The 22,009-nt window shown below is 69.9% G+C and carries 22 protein-coding genes; 16 read left to right on the top strand and 6 right to left on the bottom strand.

Going from position 1 to position 22,009, the window contains the following annotated elements:
- On the bottom strand, positions 1-506 hold a 506-nt coding region (locus tag QNJ12_RS03075; RefSeq protein ID WP_300618625.1), incomplete at its 3' end, for an SDR family NAD(P)-dependent oxidoreductase.
- Between the two features lie 116 nt (positions 507-622).
- On the opposite strand from QNJ12_RS03075, the gene QNJ12_RS03070 reads away from it, so the two are divergent.
- From QNJ12_RS03070 to QNJ12_RS03055, 4 genes are read left to right on the top strand one after another with little or no spacing between them, the layout of a single operon-like run.
- A complete protein-coding gene (locus QNJ12_RS03070) occupies positions 623-1,531 on the top strand; it encodes a MoxR family ATPase (RefSeq protein ID WP_300618623.1) in 909 nt (302 codons plus the stop codon).
- 6 nt (positions 1,532-1,537) lie between these two features.
- A complete protein-coding gene (locus tag QNJ12_RS03065) occupies positions 1,538-2,668 on the top strand; it encodes a VWA domain-containing protein (RefSeq protein WP_300618621.1) in 1,131 nt (376 codons plus the stop codon).
- Between the two features lie 49 nt (positions 2,669-2,717).
- Positions 2,718-3,035, top strand: a complete 318-nt coding sequence (locus QNJ12_RS03060) for an XdhC family protein (protein ID WP_300618619.1) — start codon at positions 2,718-2,720, stop codon at positions 3,033-3,035.
- Complete coding sequence (locus QNJ12_RS03055) at positions 3,032-3,838, top strand: XdhC family protein (RefSeq protein ID WP_300618617.1); 807 nt, start codon at positions 3,032-3,034, stop codon at positions 3,836-3,838. Before QNJ12_RS03060 ends, QNJ12_RS03055 begins: the two co-directional genes overlap by 4 nt.
- Before the next feature lie 276 nt (positions 3,839-4,114).
- Here QNJ12_RS03055 and QNJ12_RS03050 read toward each other — a convergent pair whose 3' ends face one another.
- Entirely contained in the window at positions 4,115-4,738 is a 624-nt protein-coding gene (locus tag QNJ12_RS03050) for a C40 family peptidase (RefSeq protein WP_300618615.1), read from the bottom strand.
- Positions 4,739-4,929: 191 nt separating this feature from the next.
- Here QNJ12_RS03050 and QNJ12_RS03045 point away from each other — a divergent pair, with 191 nt between their 5' ends.
- The 4 genes from QNJ12_RS03045 to QNJ12_RS03030 all read left to right on the top strand — a co-directional run bounded on the left by QNJ12_RS03045 (position 4,930) and on the right by QNJ12_RS03030 (position 7,743).
- Positions 4,930-5,547, top strand: a complete 618-nt coding sequence (locus QNJ12_RS03045; RefSeq protein ID WP_300618613.1) for a nucleotidyltransferase family protein — start codon at positions 4,930-4,932, stop codon at positions 5,545-5,547.
- Complete coding sequence (locus QNJ12_RS03040) at positions 5,514-6,194, top strand: SRPBCC family protein (RefSeq protein WP_300618611.1); 681 nt, start codon at positions 5,514-5,516, stop codon at positions 6,192-6,194. The genes QNJ12_RS03045 and QNJ12_RS03040 overlap by 34 nt, the downstream gene beginning before the upstream one ends.
- Positions 6,191-7,108 carry a DUF501 domain-containing protein gene (locus QNJ12_RS03035; protein WP_300618609.1) on the top strand — a complete coding sequence of 306 codons (918 nt, stop codon included), beginning with the start codon at positions 6,191-6,193 and terminating at the stop codon, positions 7,106-7,108. The genes QNJ12_RS03040 and QNJ12_RS03035 overlap by 4 nt, the downstream gene beginning before the upstream one ends.
- A gap of 68 nt (positions 7,109-7,176) precedes the next feature.
- A complete protein-coding gene (locus tag QNJ12_RS03030; RefSeq protein ID WP_300618607.1) occupies positions 7,177-7,743 on the top strand; it encodes a GNAT family protein in 567 nt (188 codons plus the stop codon).
- Between the two features lie 57 nt (positions 7,744-7,800).
- Here the strand turns inward: QNJ12_RS03030 and QNJ12_RS03025 are convergent, their stop codons facing one another.
- Both QNJ12_RS03025 and QNJ12_RS03020 read right to left on the bottom strand, forming a co-directional pair.
- Complete coding sequence (locus QNJ12_RS03025) at positions 7,801-8,121, bottom strand: hypothetical protein (RefSeq protein WP_300618605.1); 321 nt, start codon at positions 8,119-8,121, stop codon at positions 7,801-7,803.
- A 209-nt stretch (positions 8,122-8,330) separates the two neighbouring features.
- Positions 8,331-9,089 carry an enoyl-CoA hydratase-related protein gene (locus tag QNJ12_RS03020; protein ID WP_300618603.1) on the bottom strand — a complete coding sequence of 253 codons (759 nt, stop codon included), beginning with the start codon at positions 9,087-9,089 and terminating at the stop codon, positions 8,331-8,333.
- Between the two features lie 195 nt (positions 9,090-9,284).
- Between QNJ12_RS03020 and QNJ12_RS03015 the strand changes: the two genes are divergently transcribed.
- The 8 genes from QNJ12_RS03015 to QNJ12_RS02980 all read left to right on the top strand — a co-directional run bounded on the left by QNJ12_RS03015 (position 9,285) and on the right by QNJ12_RS02980 (position 19,100).
- Positions 9,285-10,541 (top strand): BMP family ABC transporter substrate-binding protein, encoded by a 1,257-nt coding sequence (locus QNJ12_RS03015; protein ID WP_300618601.1) that lies wholly within the window; start codon positions 9,285-9,287, stop codon positions 10,539-10,541.
- 105 nt (positions 10,542-10,646) lie between these two features.
- On the top strand, positions 10,647-12,191 hold the full coding sequence (locus tag QNJ12_RS03010) for an ABC transporter ATP-binding protein (protein ID WP_367281740.1): 1,545 nt from the start codon (positions 10,647-10,649) through the stop codon (positions 12,189-12,191).
- The gene (locus QNJ12_RS03005) at positions 12,191-13,300 is read left to right on the top strand and encodes an ABC transporter permease (RefSeq protein WP_300618597.1); all 1,110 of its coding nucleotides are present in this window, start codon (positions 12,191-12,193) and stop codon (positions 13,298-13,300) included. The genes QNJ12_RS03010 and QNJ12_RS03005 overlap by 1 nt, the downstream gene beginning before the upstream one ends.
- On the top strand, positions 13,300-14,547 hold the full coding sequence (locus tag QNJ12_RS03000) for an ABC transporter permease (protein ID WP_300618595.1): 1,248 nt from the start codon (positions 13,300-13,302) through the stop codon (positions 14,545-14,547). Before QNJ12_RS03005 ends, QNJ12_RS03000 begins: the two co-directional genes overlap by 1 nt.
- A 129-nt stretch (positions 14,548-14,676) precedes the next feature.
- Positions 14,677-15,546: a phytanoyl-CoA dioxygenase family protein gene (locus QNJ12_RS02995; protein ID WP_300618593.1), complete on the top strand. Its 870-nt coding sequence runs from the start codon at positions 14,677-14,679 to the stop codon at positions 15,544-15,546.
- 58 nt (positions 15,547-15,604) lie between these two features.
- Positions 15,605-16,684: an adenosine deaminase gene (locus tag QNJ12_RS02990; RefSeq protein ID WP_300618591.1), complete on the top strand. Its 1,080-nt coding sequence runs from the start codon at positions 15,605-15,607 to the stop codon at positions 16,682-16,684.
- A gap of 207 nt (positions 16,685-16,891) precedes the next feature.
- A complete protein-coding gene (upp, locus tag QNJ12_RS02985) occupies positions 16,892-17,527 on the top strand; it encodes a uracil phosphoribosyltransferase (protein ID WP_300618589.1) in 636 nt (211 codons plus the stop codon).
- Complete coding sequence (locus QNJ12_RS02980) at positions 17,493-19,100, top strand: glycosyltransferase family 39 protein (RefSeq protein WP_300618587.1); 1,608 nt, start codon at positions 17,493-17,495, stop codon at positions 19,098-19,100. Before upp ends, QNJ12_RS02980 begins: the two co-directional genes overlap by 35 nt.
- A 6-nt stretch (positions 19,101-19,106) precedes the next feature.
- Here the strand turns inward: QNJ12_RS02980 and QNJ12_RS02975 are convergent, their stop codons facing one another.
- Positions 19,107-20,702, bottom strand: coding sequence for a phospho-sugar mutase (locus tag QNJ12_RS02975; RefSeq protein WP_300618585.1), 1,596 nt, complete (start codon positions 20,700-20,702; stop codon positions 19,107-19,109).
- Between the two features lie 223 nt (positions 20,703-20,925).
- Positions 20,926-21,933, bottom strand: coding sequence for an adenosine kinase (locus QNJ12_RS02970; RefSeq protein WP_300618583.1), 1,008 nt, complete (start codon positions 21,931-21,933; stop codon positions 20,926-20,928).
- Positions 21,934-22,009 lie beyond the last annotated feature (76 nt).

Genomic DNA, 22,009 nt, shown 5'->3' with positions numbered 1-22,009 from the left:
CGGGCGAGCGTCTTGAGGAAGCCGGTCGCGCCGGCGCGCGCGGTGTTCGACAGGATCAACTGGGGCATCGGTTGCCGGACGGCCACCGACGTGATCGCGACGACTCGTCCCCACCGCTGTGCCCGCATCGCCGGCACGGCCGCCATGCACATCGCGACCACCGACATCAGGTTGAGCTCGATCGCGGGCGGGTACGACCCGAGCGGCGTGGTGGCGAAGTTGCCGTGCGGCGGTCCACCGGCGTTGGGCACGAGGATGTCGATCCCGCCGAGCTCGGCGGCCGCGGCTTCCACGAAGTGAGTCGCGCCCTCGGGTGTCCCGACGTCGGCGACGACGGGGATTGCGTCCGAACCGATTCGCTCGACGGCAGCGTCGAGCCGCGAACGGTCACGACCGCAGATCGCGACCGACGCGCCCTCATCCGCCAGCGCCTTCGCGCTCGCGAAGCCCAGGCCCGTCGATGCCGCCGCGACGGCCGCTCGCCTTCCACGAATTCCGAGATCCATGACCACCGACGGTAGTACCAGTCCGTCGATGGCCAGCCCCCGCAACGACGGCCGGGCGGTCGGGGTCGGCGCGCTCGAAGGCACCGCACCGCGCAGGGGCGGGTAGCGTCGCACCTGTGACTCCGGCCGACGTCTCAGCGGCACTCACCGCGCACGGGTACCTGCCCGACGACGGGCTGTCCACGGCGGTCTTCCTCGCGCTCGAGTTGCAGCGGCCGCTACTGCTCGAGGGCGAAGCCGGCGTGGGCAAGACCGAGCTCGCCAAGGTGCTCGCCTCGTGGACCGGCGGCGAGCTGATCCGCCTCCAGTGCTACGAGGGCATCGACGCGGCACAGGCCGTCTACGACTGGGACTACGCCCGTCAGTTGCTGCATCTTCGAGCCGCCGAGGCGACCGGTGAGACCGAGGGCCGTTCGTCCGACGCGATCGAGGCCGATCTCTACCAAGAGCGGTTCCTGGTCAAGCGGGCCCTGCTGCGTGCGATCGGCCACGGCGACGGGCCACCACCCGTGCTGCTGATCGACGAGGTCGACCGCGCCGACGACGAGTTCGAGGCGTACCTCCTCGAGGTCCTCTCCGATTTCCAGATCACGGTGCCCGAGCTCGGCGTCTACCACACCGACACACCACCGATCGTCGTGCTGACCTCGAACCGCACTCGCGATGTCCACGACGCGCTCAAGCGACGGTGCCTCTACCACTGGGTCGAACACCCGAGCTTCGAGCGCGAGGTGTCGATCGTGCGGCTCCGCGTGCCGGCCTGCTCCGACGACCTGGCCCGCCAGGTGGCGGCGGCCGTCGAGACGATGCGCGACCTGAACCTCTACAAGCCGCCGGGCGTCGCCGAGACGATCGACTGGGCGACCGCGCTCGGCCGTCTGGGCGTCAGCCGGCTGGACGAGCACAGCGTCGCGACGACGCTCGGCACGGTGCTCAAGTACCGCGAGGACCATCGGCGCGTCGAGCAGCACGGTGTTGCGGACATCGTCAAGCAGGCGTTCGAGCGCGGCATGCGCACGGGCTGAGCCCCCATGTCGGCCGCGACGCGTGATGCCGGCGAGATCGCCGTCGCGTTCAGCCGGGTACTCCGCGGGGCGGGCATCGCGGTGCCGACGAGCTCGACCATCGCGTTCGGCGAGGCGTTGACCGCGACCGGCCTCGGCGACCGCGACGTCACCTACTGGGCCGGCCGGGCGACGCTCGTCCGCAAGCCCGAGGACCACGAGGTCTACGACCGCGCGTTCCGGGTGTTCTGGGATCACGATGCGGGCGCGACCGGCGAGACGGTGGAGGACGAGGTGATCCACCTCACGCTCGCGGTCGACGACGACAGCGCGGACGAGGACGATCAGCCCGCCGAGGCCGAGCCGTCGGACGACCCGGTGATCGAGCTGCGCTTCAGCGCCACCGAGGTGCTGCGGAGGAAGGACTTCGCGGACTACACCGCCGAGGAGTTGGCCGAAGCGCAACAGCTGATGGGCCGGCTGCGGCTGATCGGTTCACCACGGCGGTCGTTGCGCCTCACCGCCGCCGACTTCCGCACCGACCGACCCGACCTGCGGCGAACCGTGCGCGAGGCGATGCGGGCCGGCGGTGAACCGGTGCGCCGCCACTTCCGGCGGCCGAGCACACGGAACCGGCGGCTGGTGCTGCTGCTCGACGTCAGCGGTTCGATGGAACCGTACGCGCGGGCGCTGATCCGGTTCGTCCACGCCGCGGTGGCCGGCCGTCAGAAGGTCGAGGCGTTCGCCCTCGGCACGCGGCTGACACGGCTCACCCGCGAGCTCTCCTCGCGCGATCCCGACGAGGCGCTGCGGCGCGCCGGCGACCGCATGGCCGACTACGGCGGCGGCACGCGACTCGGCGACGGCCTCGGCATCTTCAACGACGAGTGGGGCCAGCGCGGCATGGCCCGCGGCGCGATCGTCGTCATCCTGTCCGACGGCTGGGACCGCGGTGACCCCGAAGTGCTCGGCGAGCAGATGCAGCGCCTCCACCGTGTCGCGCACAAGGTGGTCTGGGTCAACCCGTTGAAGGTCACACCCGGCTACGCACCGCTCGCCCGGGGCATGGCGGCGGCACTCCCCCACGTCGATGCCTTCGTCGAGGGCCACTCGATCGAGGCCATCGACGAGCTGGCGCACGTCATCAGCGCGCCCTGAACTGCACCCGACCTGGGGTCGGGCCGCGTCGGTGCGGCAGACTGGGCCCATGAAGGAGCTGCTGGACGATCTCGATCGGTGGCGCGGCGAGGGCAAGCGCGTCGCCGTCGCACGGGTGGTCGACATCGAAGGGTCGGGGCCGCGTGACCCGGGCGCCGCGATGGCGGTCAACGAGGTCGGCGAGGTCGTCGGCAGCGTGAGCGGCGGGTGCGTCGAGGGCGCCGTCGTCACCGAAGCCCTCTCGATCCTCGAGGGCGACCGCGATGCCGGCGTGATCACGTTCGGCTACAGCGACGACGAGGCCTTCGCCGTCGGCCTCACCTGCGGGGGCACGATCCGGCTGTTCATCGAAGAGCTCGACTGGTGAGCGAGATCTACGACGCGCTGTCGACGGCGATCCGCGCCGAGGCCCCGGTCGCGTTGGCGACGGTGATCGAGGGCCCGTCCGTCGGGGCCAAGCTCCTGGTACGCCAAGATGTCGGCCCGCTGGGATCGCTCGGCAACGACGAGCTCGACCGGGTCGCGGCACGCGACGCTCTCGCCGAGCTCGAGGCGGGGCGATCCGGTGTCCGCCACTACGGGCCCGCCGGGGAGACGACTCCCGAGGACCTCGTCGACACGCCGCTCGTGCGGGTGTTCGTCGAGAGTTGGGCGCGGCCGCCGCAGATGTGGATCTTCGGTGCCGTCGACTTCACCGCCGCGCTCGCTCGGGTGGCCAAGGTGCTCGGCTACCGCGTGCTCGTGTGCGACGCGCGCGAGATCTTCGCCACGGCGCGCCGCTTCCCGATGGCCGACGAGGTGCGCGTCACCTGGCCGGGACCGATCTTCGAGGAGCGCGGCGCCGAGCTCGGCCCGCGGGACGCGGTGTGCATCCTGACCCACGACCCGAAGTTCGACGTGCCGGCGGTGCAGGGGGCGCTCGCGTCCCGAGCCGGGTACATCGGCGTGATGGGCAGCCGGAAGACCCACGACAAGCGGCTCGAGCGCCTGGCCGACGTCGGTGTCAGCGACCCAACCGATCTCGGTCGGTTGATGTCACCGATCGGCCTCGACATCGGGGCGCGAACTCCTGAGGAGACGGCGATCTCGATCTGCGCCGAGATCAGCGCCAGGCACACCGGCCGCACCGCCCCGTCGCTCCGCGACGGCTCCGGCCCGATTCACTCGTAGCGGGCTGCGCACGTGGCGCCGCTGATGTAGCGGCCGCCCTCCGGAGCTGCGGGGCGAACCAGTTCTCGCAGAGAACTGGCGCGCTCCTCGCCTCCCCGCCCTCGAGGTCGCGGTCTGACTCCCGCGAGATGACTGGCTACGCCTGACCGAGCTCGCATCTCCGCTCCGCTCCGACGCTCTCTCCCCTCCACTCCGCGTCGCAGTCGACCTGCGAGATGAGCGCGCTCAGCCGCAGCAACCCGTCTCCGCCAGTTGCGAGGGCTCCCGTCGGACGCGCTACGTCAACGCGTCGCCGTACGACAACGAGCGGTCGGGCATCGGGGCGATCTCGACGGTCTGTCCGTAGTCCGGGGCATGCACGTGGAGACCGGCGCCGACGAAGATCGAGACGTGGCCCGGGTAGTAGACGAGGTCGCCGGCTTCGAGCTCGGCCTCGTCGACACCGGTGGACTCCCTGATCTGGTCCCGGCTGATGTTGGCCAGCTCGACGCCGACCTCGCCGTACGCGAATCGCGTCAAGCCGGAGCAGTCGAAGGCGACACCGGGCTCCGACGTGGCGTACCGGTAGCCGACCCCCAGCTGCGACACGGCGGCGAGGAGGGCGCGCTGCTTCTCGAGGTCAGTGCTCGCCCACGCCCTCTGCATCTCGGCCGCATCGACGGCCAGCTCGGTCGCGGCGTGCTCGGCCGTCAGGCCTCGGAGCCGCACGTAGCGGGTGAAGTCGGCGGGGCTGCCGGTGGTCTCCCACCGTTCGAAGGCCGTGATGGCCTCGGTCGCATCGGCCGCGACGAGCGCGGAGGACGTCCGCGCCCCGGCATGGGCGACGGTGACCGGCGTCAGTGCGGTCAGGGCGAGGGAGGTCGAAATGATGGCGAGCAAGCGCCGGCGGGGGGTGAGCATCGGTTGTTTCCTTCTCGTGACGGGCGAGCCCAACACTCGCCGTCCATCACGAAGTTATCGTCATCTGTCCGTAACAACTGAGTGATCTTGACATGATTTTGAAATATTTCATCGCTGTCGTTCACCCCTCCGTCACACGTGCGTCACCTCGTCGCCGGCACGCCGGGCCGATCCCGGCCATACTGCGGGCCGTGCACGAGGACCGCGCGGACGACGCACACGACCGCCCCGAGGTGATCGTCGCGGTGGTGCTGGCGGCGGGCTCGGGCAGCCGGTTCGCGGCCGACATGCACAAGCTGCACGCCGTGATCGACGGGCGGCCGGTGGGCGCCATCGCGATTGCGACGGCCGCCGAAGCCGGGATCGGACCCGTCGTCGTCGTCGCAGGCGCTGCCGAGCCCCCGCTGCCCGGTGCCGCCGTGCGGGTCGTGCACAACCCCGACTGGCAGGAGGGCCAGAGCACGTCGCTGCAAGCGGGGGTGCGGGCGGCGAACGAGCTCGGCGCCGACGCCGTCGTGGTCGGCCTGGCCGACCAGCCGTTCGTCGAGGCGGAGAGCTGGCGTCGGGTCGCTGCCTCCCGGTCGCCCATCGCGGTCGCCACGTACGACGACGAACCCCGCAACCCGGTCCGGCTGCACCGCTCGGTCTGGCCGCTCCTCCCGACCGAGGGCGACGTCGGCGCGAGGGGCGTGGCTCGGATGCGACCGGATCTGGTCGAGCGGGTACCCTGCCCGGGGTCGCCGGCCGACATCGACACTGTGGAGGACCTCGAGAGATGGCAGAACAGATCGTCAACGAATTCACCGTGAACCGCCCGATCGAGGAGGCGTGGCCGATCATCTGTGATGTCGAGCGGATCGCGCCGTGCCTTCCCGGCGCGCAGCTCGAAGAGATCGAGGGCGACATCTACCGAGGGCGGGTCAAGGTGAAGCTGGGCGCGGTCTCGACGCAGTTCAAGGGCGAGGCCCGGTTCGTCGAGCGCAACGACGACAGCCACCATGCGACGTTGCACGCGAAGGGGCGCGACACCGGCGGTCGCGGGAACGCCGAGGCCGACATCATCGCCCAGGCCGAGGCGCTCTCGCCCACCAGCACCAAGTGCGTCGTCACCGCCGACCTCCACATCACCGGCAAGGTCGCCCAGTTCGGTCGCGGCATCATGGGCGACGTCAGCAAGAAGCTGATGGACCAGTTCTCGGCCAACCTCAACTCGATGCTCGACGAGCAGTCGGCCGAGTCGATCGAGGCCGACACGGCAGGTGACGCCGGCGAGGCGCCGGCCGAGCCGACGGCGGAGGCATCTGCGACTTCCTCGCCCACCGTCCGCAAGATCAACGGTCCGGCCGCCGAGCCGATCGACATGGCCGACATGGCCGGCCCGGCGCTGCTGAAGCGCCTCGGGCCCGTGATCGCCGCCGTGCTCCTGGTGCTGTTGCTGCTCCGCCGCCGCAGGTGACTCGTTCCGACGACGATCGCGTCCGCGAGCTGCTCGGGCGTGAACCGCGCGGCGACTACGACGTGGTCGTCCGCGACCCCGACGGCGACCCCGTGGTGCTCCGCAACGCGCCGCTGTTGGGCGACGGCACGCCCATGCCGACCCGCTACTGGCTCGTCGGACCCGAGGAGACCAGGCGCATCGGCCGGCTCGAGGCCGAAGGTGGCGTCGACGCCGCCGAGGCCGCCGTCGACGCGGCCGAGCTCGCCGCAGCACACGATCGCTATGCCGCCGAACGCGACGCGGCCATCCCGGCCGACCACGCGGGTCCACGCCCATCCGGAGGCGTCGGTGGCACCCGGCAGGGCGTCAAGTGCCTGCACGCCCACTGGGCATGGCACCTCGCCGGCGGCAACGATCCGGTCGGGCGCTGGATCGCCGACGCCCTCGCCCGAGAGCGAACGATGGTGGTGGCCGTCGCCGAGCAGGAGACCTCGGTCGGCATCGGGCTCAAGACGACCGCCAGCATCCCCTGGGGACCCGAGAGCCTGACGGACCGGTGGCTCCGCGACGATGATCCCCCTCGGCCCGAGGCGCTGACGAACGCACTCGGCACCGTCACCGATCATCTCGACGACATCATCCGTGAGCATCCGGAGGCGGCGTCGATCGAGACGCTGTCGCTCGTCGGCCCGTCGATCTCCGCGCTCGCTCGGCTCGAGGTCGGCGCCGATCACGTGCCCGACGACATCGAGTTGCACCGCGACGACGCCGAGGAGATCTTCCGCATCGTCGCCACCGAGCCGGCGGTCGATCGGGCCCACAACCCGGGACTACCGTCGCGACACGTGGAGACGATCGTCGCGACGTGCTGCATCGTGCTCGCGCTGATGCGGCGCCTCCACCTCGACCACGTCCGCCTCGGCGTCGCCTGACCGTGGCACGGCACCCCGCCTCACTGCTCCGGCGGCAGCCGAGTCCGCGCCTCTACGGCAGGCGCGTCATGTTGCGACCGCTGGCGGTTCACGACTTCTCGGCGTGGCGCGAGGTCAGGGTGCGCAACGAGGAGTGGCTCCTCCCGTGGGAGCCGATCCGCCAGCCGTCGATGCCCGACCCGACCCGCGATCGAGCAGCGTTCGAGAACCGCTGCTCGGCGCGCGACCGTGAACGCGCCGCCGACCATGCCTACCCCTTCGGCGTGTTCGTCGACCAGCAACTCGCCGGCGAGGTCAACATCAACAACGTCACCCGGGGCGCGCTGCAGAGCGCCACGATCGGGTACTGGATCGACCAGGCGAAGGCCGGCCAGGCCTACATCGCCGAGGCGGTCATCGTCGCCGTGCAATTCGCCTTCGAGCAGCTCCACCTGCATCGGCTCGAGGTGTGCATCGTGCCGCGCAACACCAACAGCCGGCGGGTGATGGACAAGCTGGCGTTCCGGAGCGAGGGCGTCGCCGAGCGCTACCTCGAGATCAACGGCACGTGGGAGGACCACGTGCGGTACGCGATCACCGTCGAGGAGTGGCGGGCGCGAGAGGACGAACTCGTCGCGGCGTGGATCGCCGGCTGACGGCCGTCCGACCGGTGGTCGGGGCCGCCAGCCGGGACCCGTTGGTGCGGGCGTCGGTCAGGCGTCGCCGGCCAGGCGGAATGCCTCGGCCTTGTCCTGGCGCATCTTCGAGCGCCGCTTCCACATCTTGGTCTTCCAGTGACGCCGGCTCCGCCCTTGCTTGGCGATCTTGGTCTTGGCGACCTCGGCGTCGTGGTGGTGGGCAGGCTTCCAGGCGGTGCCTGGTTCGTGGAGGTCCTCGGGCTCGAGCCCGGCACTCACGTCCTGCGCGACCTGGTTGAGCTCCACATGGATCCGCTGCCGTTCGCTGTGCGCTCGGGCTCGCAGTTCCTGTTTCGGCGGCAACGGCACCTCTGCAGTGCGATGACGCTGGCTCATGGGCTACCTCCTGTGTGGTTGCGGTGTAGCACTTCCCTGTGGCCACAGATTAGGCCACCGTTCATCACGGGTTTCCAGGGTCTTCGGTAACAGTTCTGCGCGATTTTGCCCGACCTTCCGGACAACGTTGTGATGGCAGCGATGCGTTGCCACGCAGCGTGAGATCTCGGCCGCTTCGGTCACTCCCCCGCCGGCCGAACCGTCACCGCTCAGCGCGATCTGCCCGAGATCTTGGCCTTGAGCGCTGCGATCCGCTCCTCGAACCACGGCTGCTGCACGGTCCAGAGCTGCGGATCGAACTCCCGCGTCACGGCATCGGGGTGGGTGTCGATGTCGGCCATGTCGAGCAGGGTCTGCTTCGTGAGGATCGCCAGTTCACGCGGCGCCGTCGCGGCGCCGCGTGCGAACTCGTGGGCGGCGTCGAGCAGCTCGGCGTCGGGCACGCAGCGGTACGCGAGACCGACCCGCTCGGCCTCGGGACCGTCGAGGACCTGGCTGAACACGACCGCCGCCATCGCCGCCTGCGGCCCGACGATGCGGCGCTGCATCCAGGTGTGCCCACCCCCAGGGTGCAGGCCGATCTGCAGGAACCGGGTGTCGAACCGGGCCCGCTCGGCGGCGATCCGCACGTCGCAGCCCAGCGCCAGGTTCATGCCGGCGCCGACCGCCGGCCCGTTGACGGCCGCCAAGGTCGGCAGCGGGCTCCGGGCGATCCGCAGGAAGCCCTCGTAGACCACCGCCAGGCTCTCGCGGGTTGCGGTCTGCAGGTTCCCGAGGTTGGCGCCGGCGCAGAACGCGGAGCCGGCGCCGGTGACCACGACCGCCCCGACCGAGTCGTCGGCCTCGAACGCATCCATCGCCGCCACGATCTCGTGCACCATCGGCTCGGTCATCGTGTTGCGCTCGTCGGCGTTGTTCAGGGTGAGGCGTGCGACGCCCTCGCGAATCTCGGTGATGACCAGCGACATGCCGCCAGTCTCGCGGAAGGGCGCCCACCTGCCGCGATCGGCGGAGGACGTGGCGGTCGTCACGCGCCACCGCCGCGCACGGCTGTTCTCCGCGCGTGGTGACCAGCGGGTAACCTGAGAAGTGTTCACGTGAACACGTAACACCAGCATGCTGTTGCGCAGCATGTTCCACGAATGTCCCGAGAAGGGGGAGACATGATCAAGAGCAAGCGCCTGCTTGCAGCAGGTCTCGCAGTCTCGCTGGTCCTGGCGGCCTGCGGCGACGACGATGACGACGACGCGAGCGGTCCCGTCGAAGACACGACCGAGGCGACCGACGCCGCCGACGACACCACCGCCACCACTGAGGCCGAAGGCGATGACATGGCCGAGGACGAGGGCGACGACATGGCCGAGGACGAGACGCCGGCCACGACCGCTGCCCCCGACGAGGGTGACGACATGGTCGAGAGCGACCTCACCGTCGGCCTGACGTTCGACCTGCTCGGACGCGGCGACCAGTCGTTCAACGACTCGGCTGCCGCCGGCATCGACCGCGCCATCGCCGACTTCGGCATCAGCGTCAACGAGGTCACGCCGACCGACGCGTCGGCACGCGGCACCGACCTGCAGCTCCAGGCCGAGAACGCCGGCCTCGTCATCGGCGTCGGCTTCTCGTTCGCCAGCGACCTGGCATCGGCCAACGACGAGTGCGAGGTGAGCGGAGTTGCCCTCGAGAACCCCGATGTCCCCTTTGCGATCGTCGACGACTCGATGCTCAACTTCTGCACCGACCCGCCCTCACCTCTCGCCGAGAACGTCGCCGGACTCGTGTTCAGCGAGGAGCAAGGCTCGTACCTCGTGGGCGTCGCCGCGGCGCTCAAGTCGACCACGGGCAAGGTGGGGTTCATCGGCGGCGTCAGCGGCATCGGCCTGATCGAGCGGTTCGAGGCCGGCTTCATCGCCGGCGCGAAGTCGATCAATCCCGACATCGAGGTGGCCTCGGCGTACATCACCGAGTTCCCGGACTTCGCCGGCTTCGAGGACCCGGCCCGCGCCAAGGAGATCGCTGACGCGATGTACTCCGAGGGCGCCGACATCGTCTACGCCGCCGCCGGGCTCTCCGGTTCGGGCATGTTCCAGGCCGCCGCCGAGGTCTCTGCAGCCACCGGCACCAAGGTCTGGGGCATCGGCGTCGACTCCGACCAGTACAACACGGTCGACCCGGCCGTGCAGGAGTTCGTCCTGACGTCGATGCTCAAGCGTGTCGACGTGGCCGTGTACGAGGTGACCAAGTCGGTCGTCGAGGGCAACTTCCAGCCGGGTGAGGTGCGCTACGACCTCGCCGTCGACGGCGTGGGCTACTCGACGTCGGGTGGCTTCGTCGACGACATCGTCGACCAGCTCGAGGCGGCCAAGGCTGCCATCGTGTCGGGCGACGTGGTCGTACCCAACGATCCCGCCGACGCCTGATCCGACACCGTCATCGCTGACCTCGGCCTTGCCGAAGGGTCAGCAGCTTTACCGCCGAAGCGGGACCGGGCTAACGTCCGGTCCCGCTTCGGGCTTTTCGGGCCCATGTGCGGAGGGAGGGTCAACGTGGCGCTGGCGATCGAGTTGATCGACATCACCAAGCGGTTCCCGGGTGTCGTCGCGAACGACCGGGTCAACCTGCAGGTCGAGGAGGGCGAGATCCACGCCATCGTCGGCGAGAACGGCGCCGGCAAGTCGACGCTGATGAAGATCCTGTACGGGATGCAGCGTGCGGACGAGGGTCGCATGCTGGTCAACGGCACCGAGGTCGAGTTCGACTCACCGAGCGAGGCGATCGACCTGGGCATCGGCATGGTCCACCAGCACTTCATGCTCGCCGACAACCTGACGGTGCTCGAGAACGTCATCCTCGGATCCGAGCCGATGCGCGACCCGGTCCGCATCGACTTCACCGAGGCCCGCCAGCACCTGATCGAGGTCGGCGAGGCCTACGGCCTCGACATCCACCCCGACGACCTCGTCGAAGAGCTCGAGGTCGGCGAACGCCAGCGGATCGAGATCATCAAGGTGCTCTACCGGGGCGCCAAGATCCTGATCCTCGACGAGCCGACCGCCGTGCTCGTGCCGCAAGAGGTCGAGGCGCTGTTCGCCAACCTGCGCGAGCTCAAGGCGAGCGGCGCCACGATCCTGTTCATCAACCACAAGCTGCTCGAGGTCCTCGAGATCGCCGACACCATCACCGTGCTCCGCCAGGGCCACACGGTCGCCAGCATGCCCGCGGCCGACGTCACGGCGGCCGAGCTCGCCGAGCTGATGGTCGGCAGTGAGCTGCCGACGCCCGACACGACCGAGTCGACCGTCACCGACGAAATCGCTCTCTCGGTCCGCGACGTGACGGTGCTCGAGAACGAGCGCCCGGTCCTCGACGCCGTGTCGCTCGATGTGCGCCGGGGCGAGATCGTCGGCGTCGCCGGCGTCGAGGGCAACGGCCAGGGCGAGCTGATCGGTGCCATCATCGGCACCGAACCCATCGCGTCCGGCTCGATCACGCTCATGGGAGACGACATCACGCACTGGGCGGTGCGACCGCGGCGCGAGGCCGGCATCGGCCTCGTCCCCCAGGACCGTCACGAGGAGGGCCTCCTGCTCAACTCGCCACTCTGGGAGAACGCTGCGCTCGGGCATCAGACCGAGGCGCCGTTCTCGAAGGGTGTGTGGATCGACCGGCCGGGTTCGAGACGGCACACCGAGTTGGTCCGGTCCGAGTACGACGTCAAGTCGCCGAACATCGACGTGGCAGCGCACGCACTCTCGGGCGGCAACCAGCAGAAGTTCATCATCGGGCGCGAGATGTCCACCGACCCCAAGCTCTTGATCGCCGCCCACCCCACGCGCGGCATCGACGTCGGCGCCCAGGCCGCGGTGTGGCAGTCGATCCGCGACGCCCGTTCGGAAGGGCTTGCGACCCTGCTGATCTCGGCCGACCTCGACGAGTTGATCGGCCTGTCGGACACGATCGTGGTGATGTTCCACGGCAAGATCGTCGCCCAGCTCGACCCCTCCGAGATCACGCCCCGCGACCTCGGTTCGTACATGACCGGCGCGGCCATTGCCGAGGAGGTCAACTGATGCAGTCCAGATTCCGGTCGTTCGCGCTGCTCGTCGCAGCCCCGGTCACGTCGATCCTGTTCGCGTTCCTGCTGTCGTCGATCGTCCTGCTGATCGCCGGGAGCAACCCGTTCACGGCGTACAAGGACATGGTCCAGCACGGCACGACGCTCGAGACGGTCATCGACATGCTCAACAAGGCCACGCCGCTCTACGTCTCGGGCGTCGCCGCAGCGATCGGGTTCCGGATGAACCTGTTCAACATCGGCGTCGAGGGCCAGTACCAGATGGGCGCCTTCTTCGCCGCCGCGGCCGGCGGTGCGATCGTGTTCCCCGGCTTCCTGCACGTGATCTTCATCGTCGTCGTCGCCATGATCGTCGGCTCGCTGTGGGCCGGGCTCGCCGGTGTGCTCAAGGTGAGCCGGGGGGTCAACGAGGTGATCTCGACGATCATGCTCAACAACATCGCGCTGGCCGGCGTGCTCGCCTGGCTCACGGTCGCGTGGCGCGACGGCGAGCTGTCGACCAACTCGGGCACCAAGCTGATCGAGGAGTCCGGCTGGATCTTCGACCTCAACTGGCTGGTCGAGATCTTCACCCGCGAGATCCTGCGCGGCCGCGAGCTCAGCGGCGTGCTGCTGATCGCGATCCTCGCCGGGGTCGCGTACCACCTCTTCGTCAGCCGGTCACGGCTCGGCTTCGACCTGCGGGCGAGCGGCTACAACCCGCTCGCGGCACGCGCGAGCGGCGTGCCGCCCAAGCGCATGGTCGTCCTCGCGATGTTGCTGTCGGGGGCCGCCGCCGGTCTCGTCGGCCTGGTCGACATCCTGAGCCGCAACCACCGTTTCGACCAGAACTTCACGCCAGGTCTCGGCTTCGCAGGGATCGCCGTGGCGCTGCTCGGCCGCAACCACCCGGTCGGCATCGCGGTCGGCGCGCTGCTGTTCGCGTTCCTCGACGCCTCGTCGAGCATCTTGCAGATCACCGGTTCGGCGTCGAAGGAGATCGTCACCATCATGCAGGGCGTCATCCTGCTCGCGGCGGTGATCTCGTACGAGTTCGTCCGCCGCATCCGTGAACGAGAAGAGGTCAGACTCGCCTCACTCGCGATCGCAGGAGCCGAAGCCTGATGCTCGAGCGATTCAACGCCCTGCCCGCCTGGGCCCGTTACATGATCTATGCGGCGATCGGCATCTTGATGCTGGCCCTCGTCGAGTCGTTCGAGAGCGGCGATCCCGGCCGCCTCACGTCGGTGCCCGTCTCGCAGGCGATGCTCCGCTGGAGCGTGCCGATCCTCCTCGCCGGCCTCGGCGGTCTGTACTCCGAGCGCGCCGGCGTCGTCAACATCGGGCTCGAGGGCATGATGATCCTCGGTACGTGGTGCGGCGCGTGGGGCGCACTCGAGTACGGCCCGTGGGCCGGAGTCCTCATCGGCCTGCTCGGCGGCGCGTTCGGCGGTCTGCTGCACGCGATCGCCACCGTCAGCTTCGGCGTCGACCACATCATCTCGGGGGTCGCGATCAACATCCTCGCGCCCGGGGTCGCACGCTTCCTCAGCCAGGAGGTCTTCGACAACCCGACCCAGTCCCCCGACGTCGGCGGCCTCGAGAAGTTCAACATGCCGGTGCTCGCAGGCGGAGACTTCTTCGGCATCGGCACGCCCGACATCCTCGGCGACATCGACGACGAGGACATCTTCTTCGTCTCCGACATCACCGGCTTCCTGCGCGGCCTGATGAGCGAGCTCTCCCTGTTCACTCTGATGGCGCTCGTCCTCGTGCCGATCACGGCGTGGGTGGTCTGGAAGACCCGCTTCGGGCTCCGGCTCCGCATCGCCGGCGAGAACCCGCAGGCCGGCGAGTCACTCGGCGTCGACATCATCCGCCAGAAGTACATCGGCGTCGTCATCTCCGGCGCGCTGGCCGGGATGGGCGGCGCGTTCATCTCGATGGAGCTCGCCGGCTTCTTCCAGGAGGGCCAGACCACCGGTCGCGGCTTCATCGGCCTGGCCGCGCTGATCTTCGGCAACTGGCGACCGCAGGGCGTGCTCGTCGCCGCGTTGCTGTTCGGCTACCCGTTCGGCACCTCGTTGCGCGACCTGGACGGCCAGTCCACCCACGCGCTCCTGCTGTTCGTGGCCCTCGCGCTCGGCGCCTTCGCCGCCTTCACGTGGACCAGGGGCCGCCAGCGCGACTCCGTCATGGCCGCCGCGCTCAGCGTCGGCATGATCATCTGGTACCTGGCGTCGGACACCGCACCGAGCTGGCTCCCCAACACGATGCCGTTCGCACTCGTCATCATCGTGCTCGTCTTCGCCAGCCAGCGGTTGCGCATGCCGGCCGCCGACGGCCAGATCTACCGCAAGGGTGAGACCTGACGCGGCCGCGCCGCGTCAGGTGCCTGGCGGTTCCGACCGCGAACGCCGGCCGCGTCGCCGGCGACACCCGGCCGCGTGCCGCAATCGGCGGCTGAGTCCGGGCCGGGTCGTACGGCCTACGCTGGCGCGGTGCTGAGCCCCGAGCAGATCGAGAGCTTCCGTCGCGACGGGTTCCTCGTGCTGGAGGAATTCGTCGAAAGCGACGCTTGCGCGGCGCTGCGGGCACGCGCGATCGAGATCGTCGACGACTGGCAGCCGAGCGAGACCCGAACCGCGTTCACCACGATCGAGGACGAGTCACCGCGCAACGCCGAGTTCCTCGCGAGCGGGGGCATCGTCTGGTGCTTCTTCGAGGAGGAGGCCTTCGGACCCGACGGCCAGCTGCGGCAGCCGAAAGAGCTCAGCATCAACAAGATCGGCCACGCGATGCACGATCTCGACCCGGTGTTCGAGCGATTCACGTACACGTCCCGGCTGGCCGAGGTGGCGGCCGACATCGGCCTCGTGGACGCCTTGGCGCTGCAGAGCATGTACATCTTCAAGCAACCGTCGATCGGCGGCGAGGTGACGTGCCACCAGGATGCGACGTTCCTGTACACCGAGCCCATCAGCGTGACGGGGTTCTGGTTCGCCATCGAGGACGCGACGCTCGAGAACGGCTGCCTCTGGGCGGCGCCCGGCGGGCACAGGACCGGACTGCGCCAGCTCTTCAAGCGCACCGGTGCGATGACCGACGAGGACGGCACCGTCATCGAGACCCTCGACCCGACACCCCTCCCCACGCCGCCGGACGACCTCGTGCCGCTCGAGGTGCCGGCCGGCACGATGGTCGTGCTCGATGGGCAGCTCCCGCACTGGAGCGGCGCGAACCGGTCGGCGCACAGCCGGCACGCGTACACCGTGCACTGCATCTCCGCCGCCGCCGACTACCCCGCGTGGAACTGGCTGCAGCGCCCCGCCGACATGCCGCTTCGGCGCCTCGCTACGGTTGCCGCATGACCCCACCGGCACCGACGCGGCAGCGACTCCGGCGCTCGGGACTCGGTACGGTGTCCGCATGATCCGCGGCCTGATCGAGCGGGCTCCCAAGGTGCTGCTCCACGACCACCTCGACGGCGGCGTGCGACCGTCCTCGGTCGTCGAGCTGGCGGCCGAGTACGGGTACGACAGGCTGCCGACCACCGACATCGGCGAGCTGAGCACATGGTTCAACCGGGGCGCCAAGCGCAACGACCTCGTGCTGTACCTCGAGACCTTCGCCCACACCGTCGGGGTCATGCAACAGCGCGACGCCGTCGAGCGTGTGGCGTTCGAATGCGCCGAGGACCTCGCGAACGACGGCGTCGTCTACGCCGAGGTGCGCTTCGCTCCCGAGCTGCACATGGAGGGCGGGCTCGAGCTCCAAGAGGTGCTCGATGCGGTGCTCGCCGGGTTCGAACGCGGCTCGAACGGCACCGATCTCACGATCTACACGATCTGTTCTGCGATGCGGACCGCCGCCCACAGCCGTGAGATCGCCGAGCTGGCGGTCGCCAACCGCGATCGCGGGGTCGTCGGCTTCGACATCGCGGGCGCCGAGGCCGGCTACCCGCCGTCGCGGCACCTCGATGCGTTCCAGTACGTGATGCGCGAGAACTTCCACTCCACGATCCATGCCGGCGAGGCGTTCGGGCTGCCGTCGATCTGGGAGGCGCTCCAGTACTGCGGCGCAGCCCGCCTCGGTCACGGGGTTCGCGTCGTCGACGACATCACCGGCCCCGAGGGCGACGAGCAGCTCGGCAGGCTGGCGTCGTACGTCCGCGACCGGAGGATCTGTCTCGAGCTCTGCCCGACGTCCAACGTCAACACCGGCGTCTGCGCCTCGATCGCCGACCATCCCATCGGTCTGCTGCGCCGGCTGCGGTTCCGAGTGACGCTCAACACCGACAACCGGTTGATGAGCGACACGTCGATGACCAGGGAGATGCTCCAGCTCCACGATGCGTTCGGCTGGGATCTCGCCGACCTCGAGTGGCTCACGATCAACGCCATGAAGTCGGCGTTCGCGCCGTTCCCCGAGCGGCTGAAGATCATCAACGGGTTCATCAAGCCCCGCTACGCGCTGCTCAACGCCGAGGCCTCGATGGGAGCGGGTTGATGCAGACGAACCCCGCCGCGGGCGACCACCTGCGCGCCGAGCCGCCCACCTGAACGCCGGAGCACACATGTCCGTCACCGTCACCCCCGTCGACCACCCGCTCGTCGCCCCACCCCGGGAGCTGCGCCCCCGAACCCCATCACCGGCCGGCTCCCTGGCAGTCGCACGACCGGGCGCCGAGCCACCCACCTGAACGCCGGAGCACACATGTCCGTCACCGTCACCCTCGTCGACCACCCGCTCGTCGCTGACTCCCTCGCGAGGATCAGGGACCGGGACACGCCGAACCCGCTGTTCCGCAACAACCTCGAGCGCATCGGCACGCTGCTCCTCGCCGAGGCGACCAAGTCGTTGCCAACGATCGACGGCACGGTCGAGACGCCGCTGACCACGGCCCCGGCGCGGCGGCTGGCGGTACAGCCCGTGATCGTGCCGGTGTTGCGTGCCGGCCTCGGCTTCGTGCACCCCGCGCAGGAACTGATGCCCATCGCCGACGTCGGCTTCATCGGGATCTCCCGCGACGAGGCCACGTTCCAGCCGCACCCGTACGTCAACAAGCTGCCCGAGACGCTGGCCGGTCGACCCGTCATCGTGATCGACCCGATGCTGGCCACCGGGGGCTCGCTGGTCCACACCGTCGAGCTGTTGGTGGCCCGCGACGCGCCGACACCGATCACCGTCGTCTGTGCTCTCGCCGCGCCCGAGGGCATCCAGCGGCTCCGCGACGAAGGCCTCGAGCTGCACGTGTACACGGCCGCCGTCGACGACCACCTGAACGACACCGCATTCATCGTGCCCGGGTTGGGTGATGCAGGCGATCGACAGTTCGGTAGCGGCGTCTGATCTCGGCGTCGCCCCGGCGCCTCCGCCGCACGCGGCTCGCCGCTTCCCGTGGCGGGGCGCCCTGCTCGCCGTCGTCGTCGGGGCGATGGTGGCCATCATGTACTCGTCTCATCGCTCGGGCCACTGGTGGGGCGACGACTGGGCGCTCTACATCCGGCAGGCCGAGAGCCTGCTCGACGGCGACCCCGGCCGGGTGACCGACGAGAACCGCTTCACCGTCGATTCGTCGTCCGGTGCGCCGTTCAGCCCCCCGCTCTACCCGTGGGGCTTCCCGATGCTGCTGGCACCGGTCGTCGCCATCGTCGGACCCGACGTCGACCAGCTGACGATCGTGCCGGTGCTCTGCTCGGTCGTCTTCGCCTGCTGCTGGTTCGCACTCGCCCGTCCACGGCTCGGCACCACACCGGCTCTCGTCGGCGTCGTCGCCGTGACCCTGACGCCGCTGCTCCTGAGTTGGACCGAGCTGATCCAGTCCGAGTGGCCGTTCCTCGCGATCACAGGCGTGATGCTGGTCGCCCTCGACCGGGTGGCCGAGCGGGACCTGTACACGAACACAGCGGCCGCGCTCGCTCCGCTCGTCCTGCTCGGTATCGGCGCCGCCGCCGCGTTCTCGGTCCGCCGTGAGGGTCTGGCGATGATCGCCGGCATCGCGGCCGCCCAGCTCGCCGCCCTGGTCGCACACCGGCGCGAACTGCGGGAGCAGGCCGACTGGACCGCACTCGGCCTCCGCCTGCTGACGCCCCATCTCGCGGCGCTGGCGTCGGTCGGCCTGCTCCAGGCGATCCTGCCGAGCACCCTGATCCCGCAGTACAGCGGCACCGGCGTGGGCAACGTGTGGAAGTTCCGCCGCCACCACGTCGAGCATCTCGCCGAGGTCTCGGGTCTCAAGCGCCAGTGGGAGGCGAGCCCCGACGTGTTCGGAGTCGAGTGGCTCGGCTGGTTCGTCATCGGTGTCTACCTGGCTGCCGCACTGGCCGGCATGGTGCTGGCGGTCACGAAGTTCCGCGCCCGCGATGTCCACCTGGTCGCGTATGCCCTCGGCGCGTTCGTCATCGGCGCGAGCTTCCGCGGCGCACTCAACCGCTACGTCGCCACGGTTGCGCCGATCCTGCTGCTCCTCGGGCTGGTGGCCGTCTCGACGCTGGTCGCGTGGCGCGGCCGGTCATGGATGCCTCCCCTCGCGACCGCGCTGCTGCTCGCGGCGATCGCCGCCGGGAACATCGCGAACGCGAACGTCCGTGTCGACCGGGCGAGCGAGTTCGCCGACCTCGGCGCGGTCGAGTGGGGCCCGACGCACCCCGAGGCGCAGGCGATGTTCGGCGCCGTCGAGCAGCTGACGGGGCCCGACGAGGTCGTCGCTGCGCCCAAGGCGAGGGCGATGACGCTCGAGACCGATCGGCTCTCGATCCAGGTCGACGACTACCGGCCGCTACCGCGCGACGTCCCGGTGGCGCTGATCGTCACCGAGTGGGGCACCGACCTCAACGAGGAGCTGATGGCCGAACCCGATCGCTACCGACTGGTCTGGGAGAACGCGAGCTTCGCTCTGTTCCGGCCGCGCGCAGCGACCTGACCCGGATCACGCGAGCAGCGCAGCGAGGGCGTCGACGAACGGTTTCGGGTCCTCGTCGACCGCCTCTCCGTAGAGCTTCACCTTGGGCTCGGTACCGCTCGGTCGGATCTGCACCCGGACGCCGCCCTCGAGCTCGAAGCGGACGAGGTCGGCCTCGGGGTACTCGTCGGTCGCCACCACGGCACGACCGCCGATCGCCGCCGGCGGCGCCGCCCGCAGCGCGGCCACCTTGGCCGCCGCGTCGGCCGGCTGCATGCGGACCGCGGCGTCAGCGAGCACGTGACGGCCGAAGCGGGAAGCGAGGTCGTCGAGCCAGTCCTGCATCGTCCTCCCCTCGGCAGCCGCGACGGCGGCCATCTCGGCGAAGAGCACGGCGGCGGTGATGCCGTCCTTGTCGAGCGGCGCAGCGGCCACGAGGTAGCCGAGCGCTTGTTCGTAGCCCATGACGAACCGCAGGTCGGGATGCTCGTGCACCGCCCGCGCGATCCACTTGAAGCCCGTGAACGTCTCGGCGGCGTGGACACCGTGGGCGGCCGCCATCTTGCCGAGCAACGAGGACGACACGAGCGTGGTGACGACCAGTCGATCGGCGCCGGTGTCGCTGCCGAGCAGGTAGTCGGCGAACAGCCAGCCGATCTCGTCACCCCCGAGCCGTCGCCACGACCCGTCCGCCTGGGGGATGGCCACGCCGAGCCGGTCGGCGTCGGGGTCGTTGGCGAGTGCGGCATGTGCACCGGACGACTGCGCCACGCTCATCAGCAGGTCCATCGCACCCGGTTCCTCGGGGTTCGGGAACGACACCGTCGGGAACGAGCCGTCGGGCTCGAACTGCTCGGCGACGACGGCGGGTGCCGGCAGGCCGGCCGCCTCGAACGCCCGGAGCACGGTCTCGCCGCCGACCCCGTGCATGGCGGTGTATGCCACGGGCACGCCGGCGACGTCGGGTCGACGCCGCACGGCGGGCACCGAGGCGATGTAGGCGTCGACCAGCTCGTCGCCGACGGTGCTGATCAACGGATCGTCGTCGGGAGCGAGCGGCACCGAGGTGGCGTCGACGCGGCCGATGCACGCCGAGATGCCGACGTCGTGCGGCGGGACGATCTGGGCGCCGTCGCCGAGGTAGACCTTGTAGCCGTTGTCGGCGGGTGGGTTGTGCGAGGCGGTGACCACGACGCCCGCCGCGCAGCCGAGGTGGGTGATCGACCACGCCAGCACCGGCGTCGGCACCTGCTGGTCGAACAGGCGGGCCGGGATGCCGACCGCGGCCATGACCCGCGCCGTGTCGGCGGCGAACACGTCGCTCTTGCGCCGGGCGTCGTAGCCGACGACGACGCCACGCTCGCGAGCCAGCGGGTCGGTGTCGAGCAGGTACTGCGCGAGCCCGGCGGCGGCTTGCCGTACGACCAGCCGGTTCATGCGCAGCGGCCCGGCGCCAACGGCGGCCCGCAGGCCGGCGGTGCCGAATTGGAGCCGGTCCGCGAAGCGCGCAGCGAGCTCGTCGGCGTCGCCGTCGATGAGCGCCTGCAGCTCGGTTCGGATGTCGTCGTCGGGTTCGGCCGCCAGCCAGCGTCCAGCGGTGGAGCGGAGGTCGTCGCTGTTCACGCGACCAGCGTACGCAGCTCGACCAGCGGACGCCGCTGCCGACGTGCGAGATCACCGCGGCAGGAGCGATCGATCCGAGCCGACCGGACCGGTCGAACGGCCGCCGCTGTTCACGCGACCAGCGTACGCAGCTCGACCAGCGGACGCCGCTGCCGACGTGCGACGCCACTGCGGCAGTAGCGATATCGATCCCGAGCCGATCACCCGCGGCCGCGGCCGCTGCTCACCCGACCAGCGTACGCAGCTCGACCAGCGGACGCGGCCCGACGTGCGAGATCACCTCGGCAGCAGCGATCGATCCGAGCCGACCGCACTCGTCGAGCGGCCGCCCGGTGGTCAGGCCGTGCAGGAACCCGGCGGCGTAGAGGTCGCCGGCCCCCGTCGTGTCGATCACCCTGCGGACCGGAACGGCGGGGATCTCGATGAGATCGTGATCGGTGATGATGATCGAGCCGTTCGCGCCGACCGTGATGGCCGCGAACTCGCAGTGCTGGCGGAGCTCGGCGACCGCGTCGTCGAACGTCTCGGTCTCGTAGAGCGCGATCAACTCGGCATCGTTCCCGAAGAGCAGGTCGACCTCGTCGGTGACGAGCGAACGGAAGTCGTCGCGATGACGATCGACGCAGAACGAGTCCGAGAGGGTGAGCGAGACCATCCGTCCGGCCTCGTGCGCCACCTTGGACGCATGGCGGAACGCCGCCTTGGCCTCGTCACGGTCGTACAGGTACCCCTCCATGTAGAGCACCTTCGAGTCGGCGATGGTCTCGTCGTCACAGTCGCTGATACCGAGCAGGCTCGACGCCCCGAGGAACGTGTTCATCGTCCGCTCGGCATCGGGCGTGACGACGATGATGCTGCGTCCGGTGGGCACGTCGTTCTGATCGTCGCCGGGCCGGAACTGCACGCCGACGGCGAGCAGGTCGTGGCCGAAAGCGGCTCCGAGCTCATCGTCGGTGACCTTGCCGACGTACGCGGCGGACCCACCGAAGCTCGCCACCCCGCACATGGTGTTGGCGGCCGAACCGCCGCTCATCTCGACCGCCGATCCGAGCGCCTTGTAGAGCGACACGGCGCGCTCGGTGTCGATCAGGTCCATCCAGCCCTTGGTCAGCCCGTGTTCGTCGAGGAACTCGTCGGAGGCGTGTGCGATCACGTCGACGAGCGCATTGCCGATGCCGGTGACATCGAAACGCGCGCCGTCGGAGAGCGTGGGGGCGGGATACGCATCCACGGCCGGGCACGCTACCGTGCGCGCAGCGTCGACCGGCGACCCGCCACGACCACGGTGCGCAGTCGAGCCCGGGTGA

Source organism: Ilumatobacter sp. (genome assembly GCF_030065885.1).
Classification (GTDB): Bacteria; Actinomycetota; Acidimicrobiia; order Acidimicrobiales; family Ilumatobacteraceae; genus Ilumatobacter.
The sequence above is the reverse complement of the archived record's forward strand: the minus strand, read 5'-3'. Positions and strand labels throughout refer to the sequence as shown.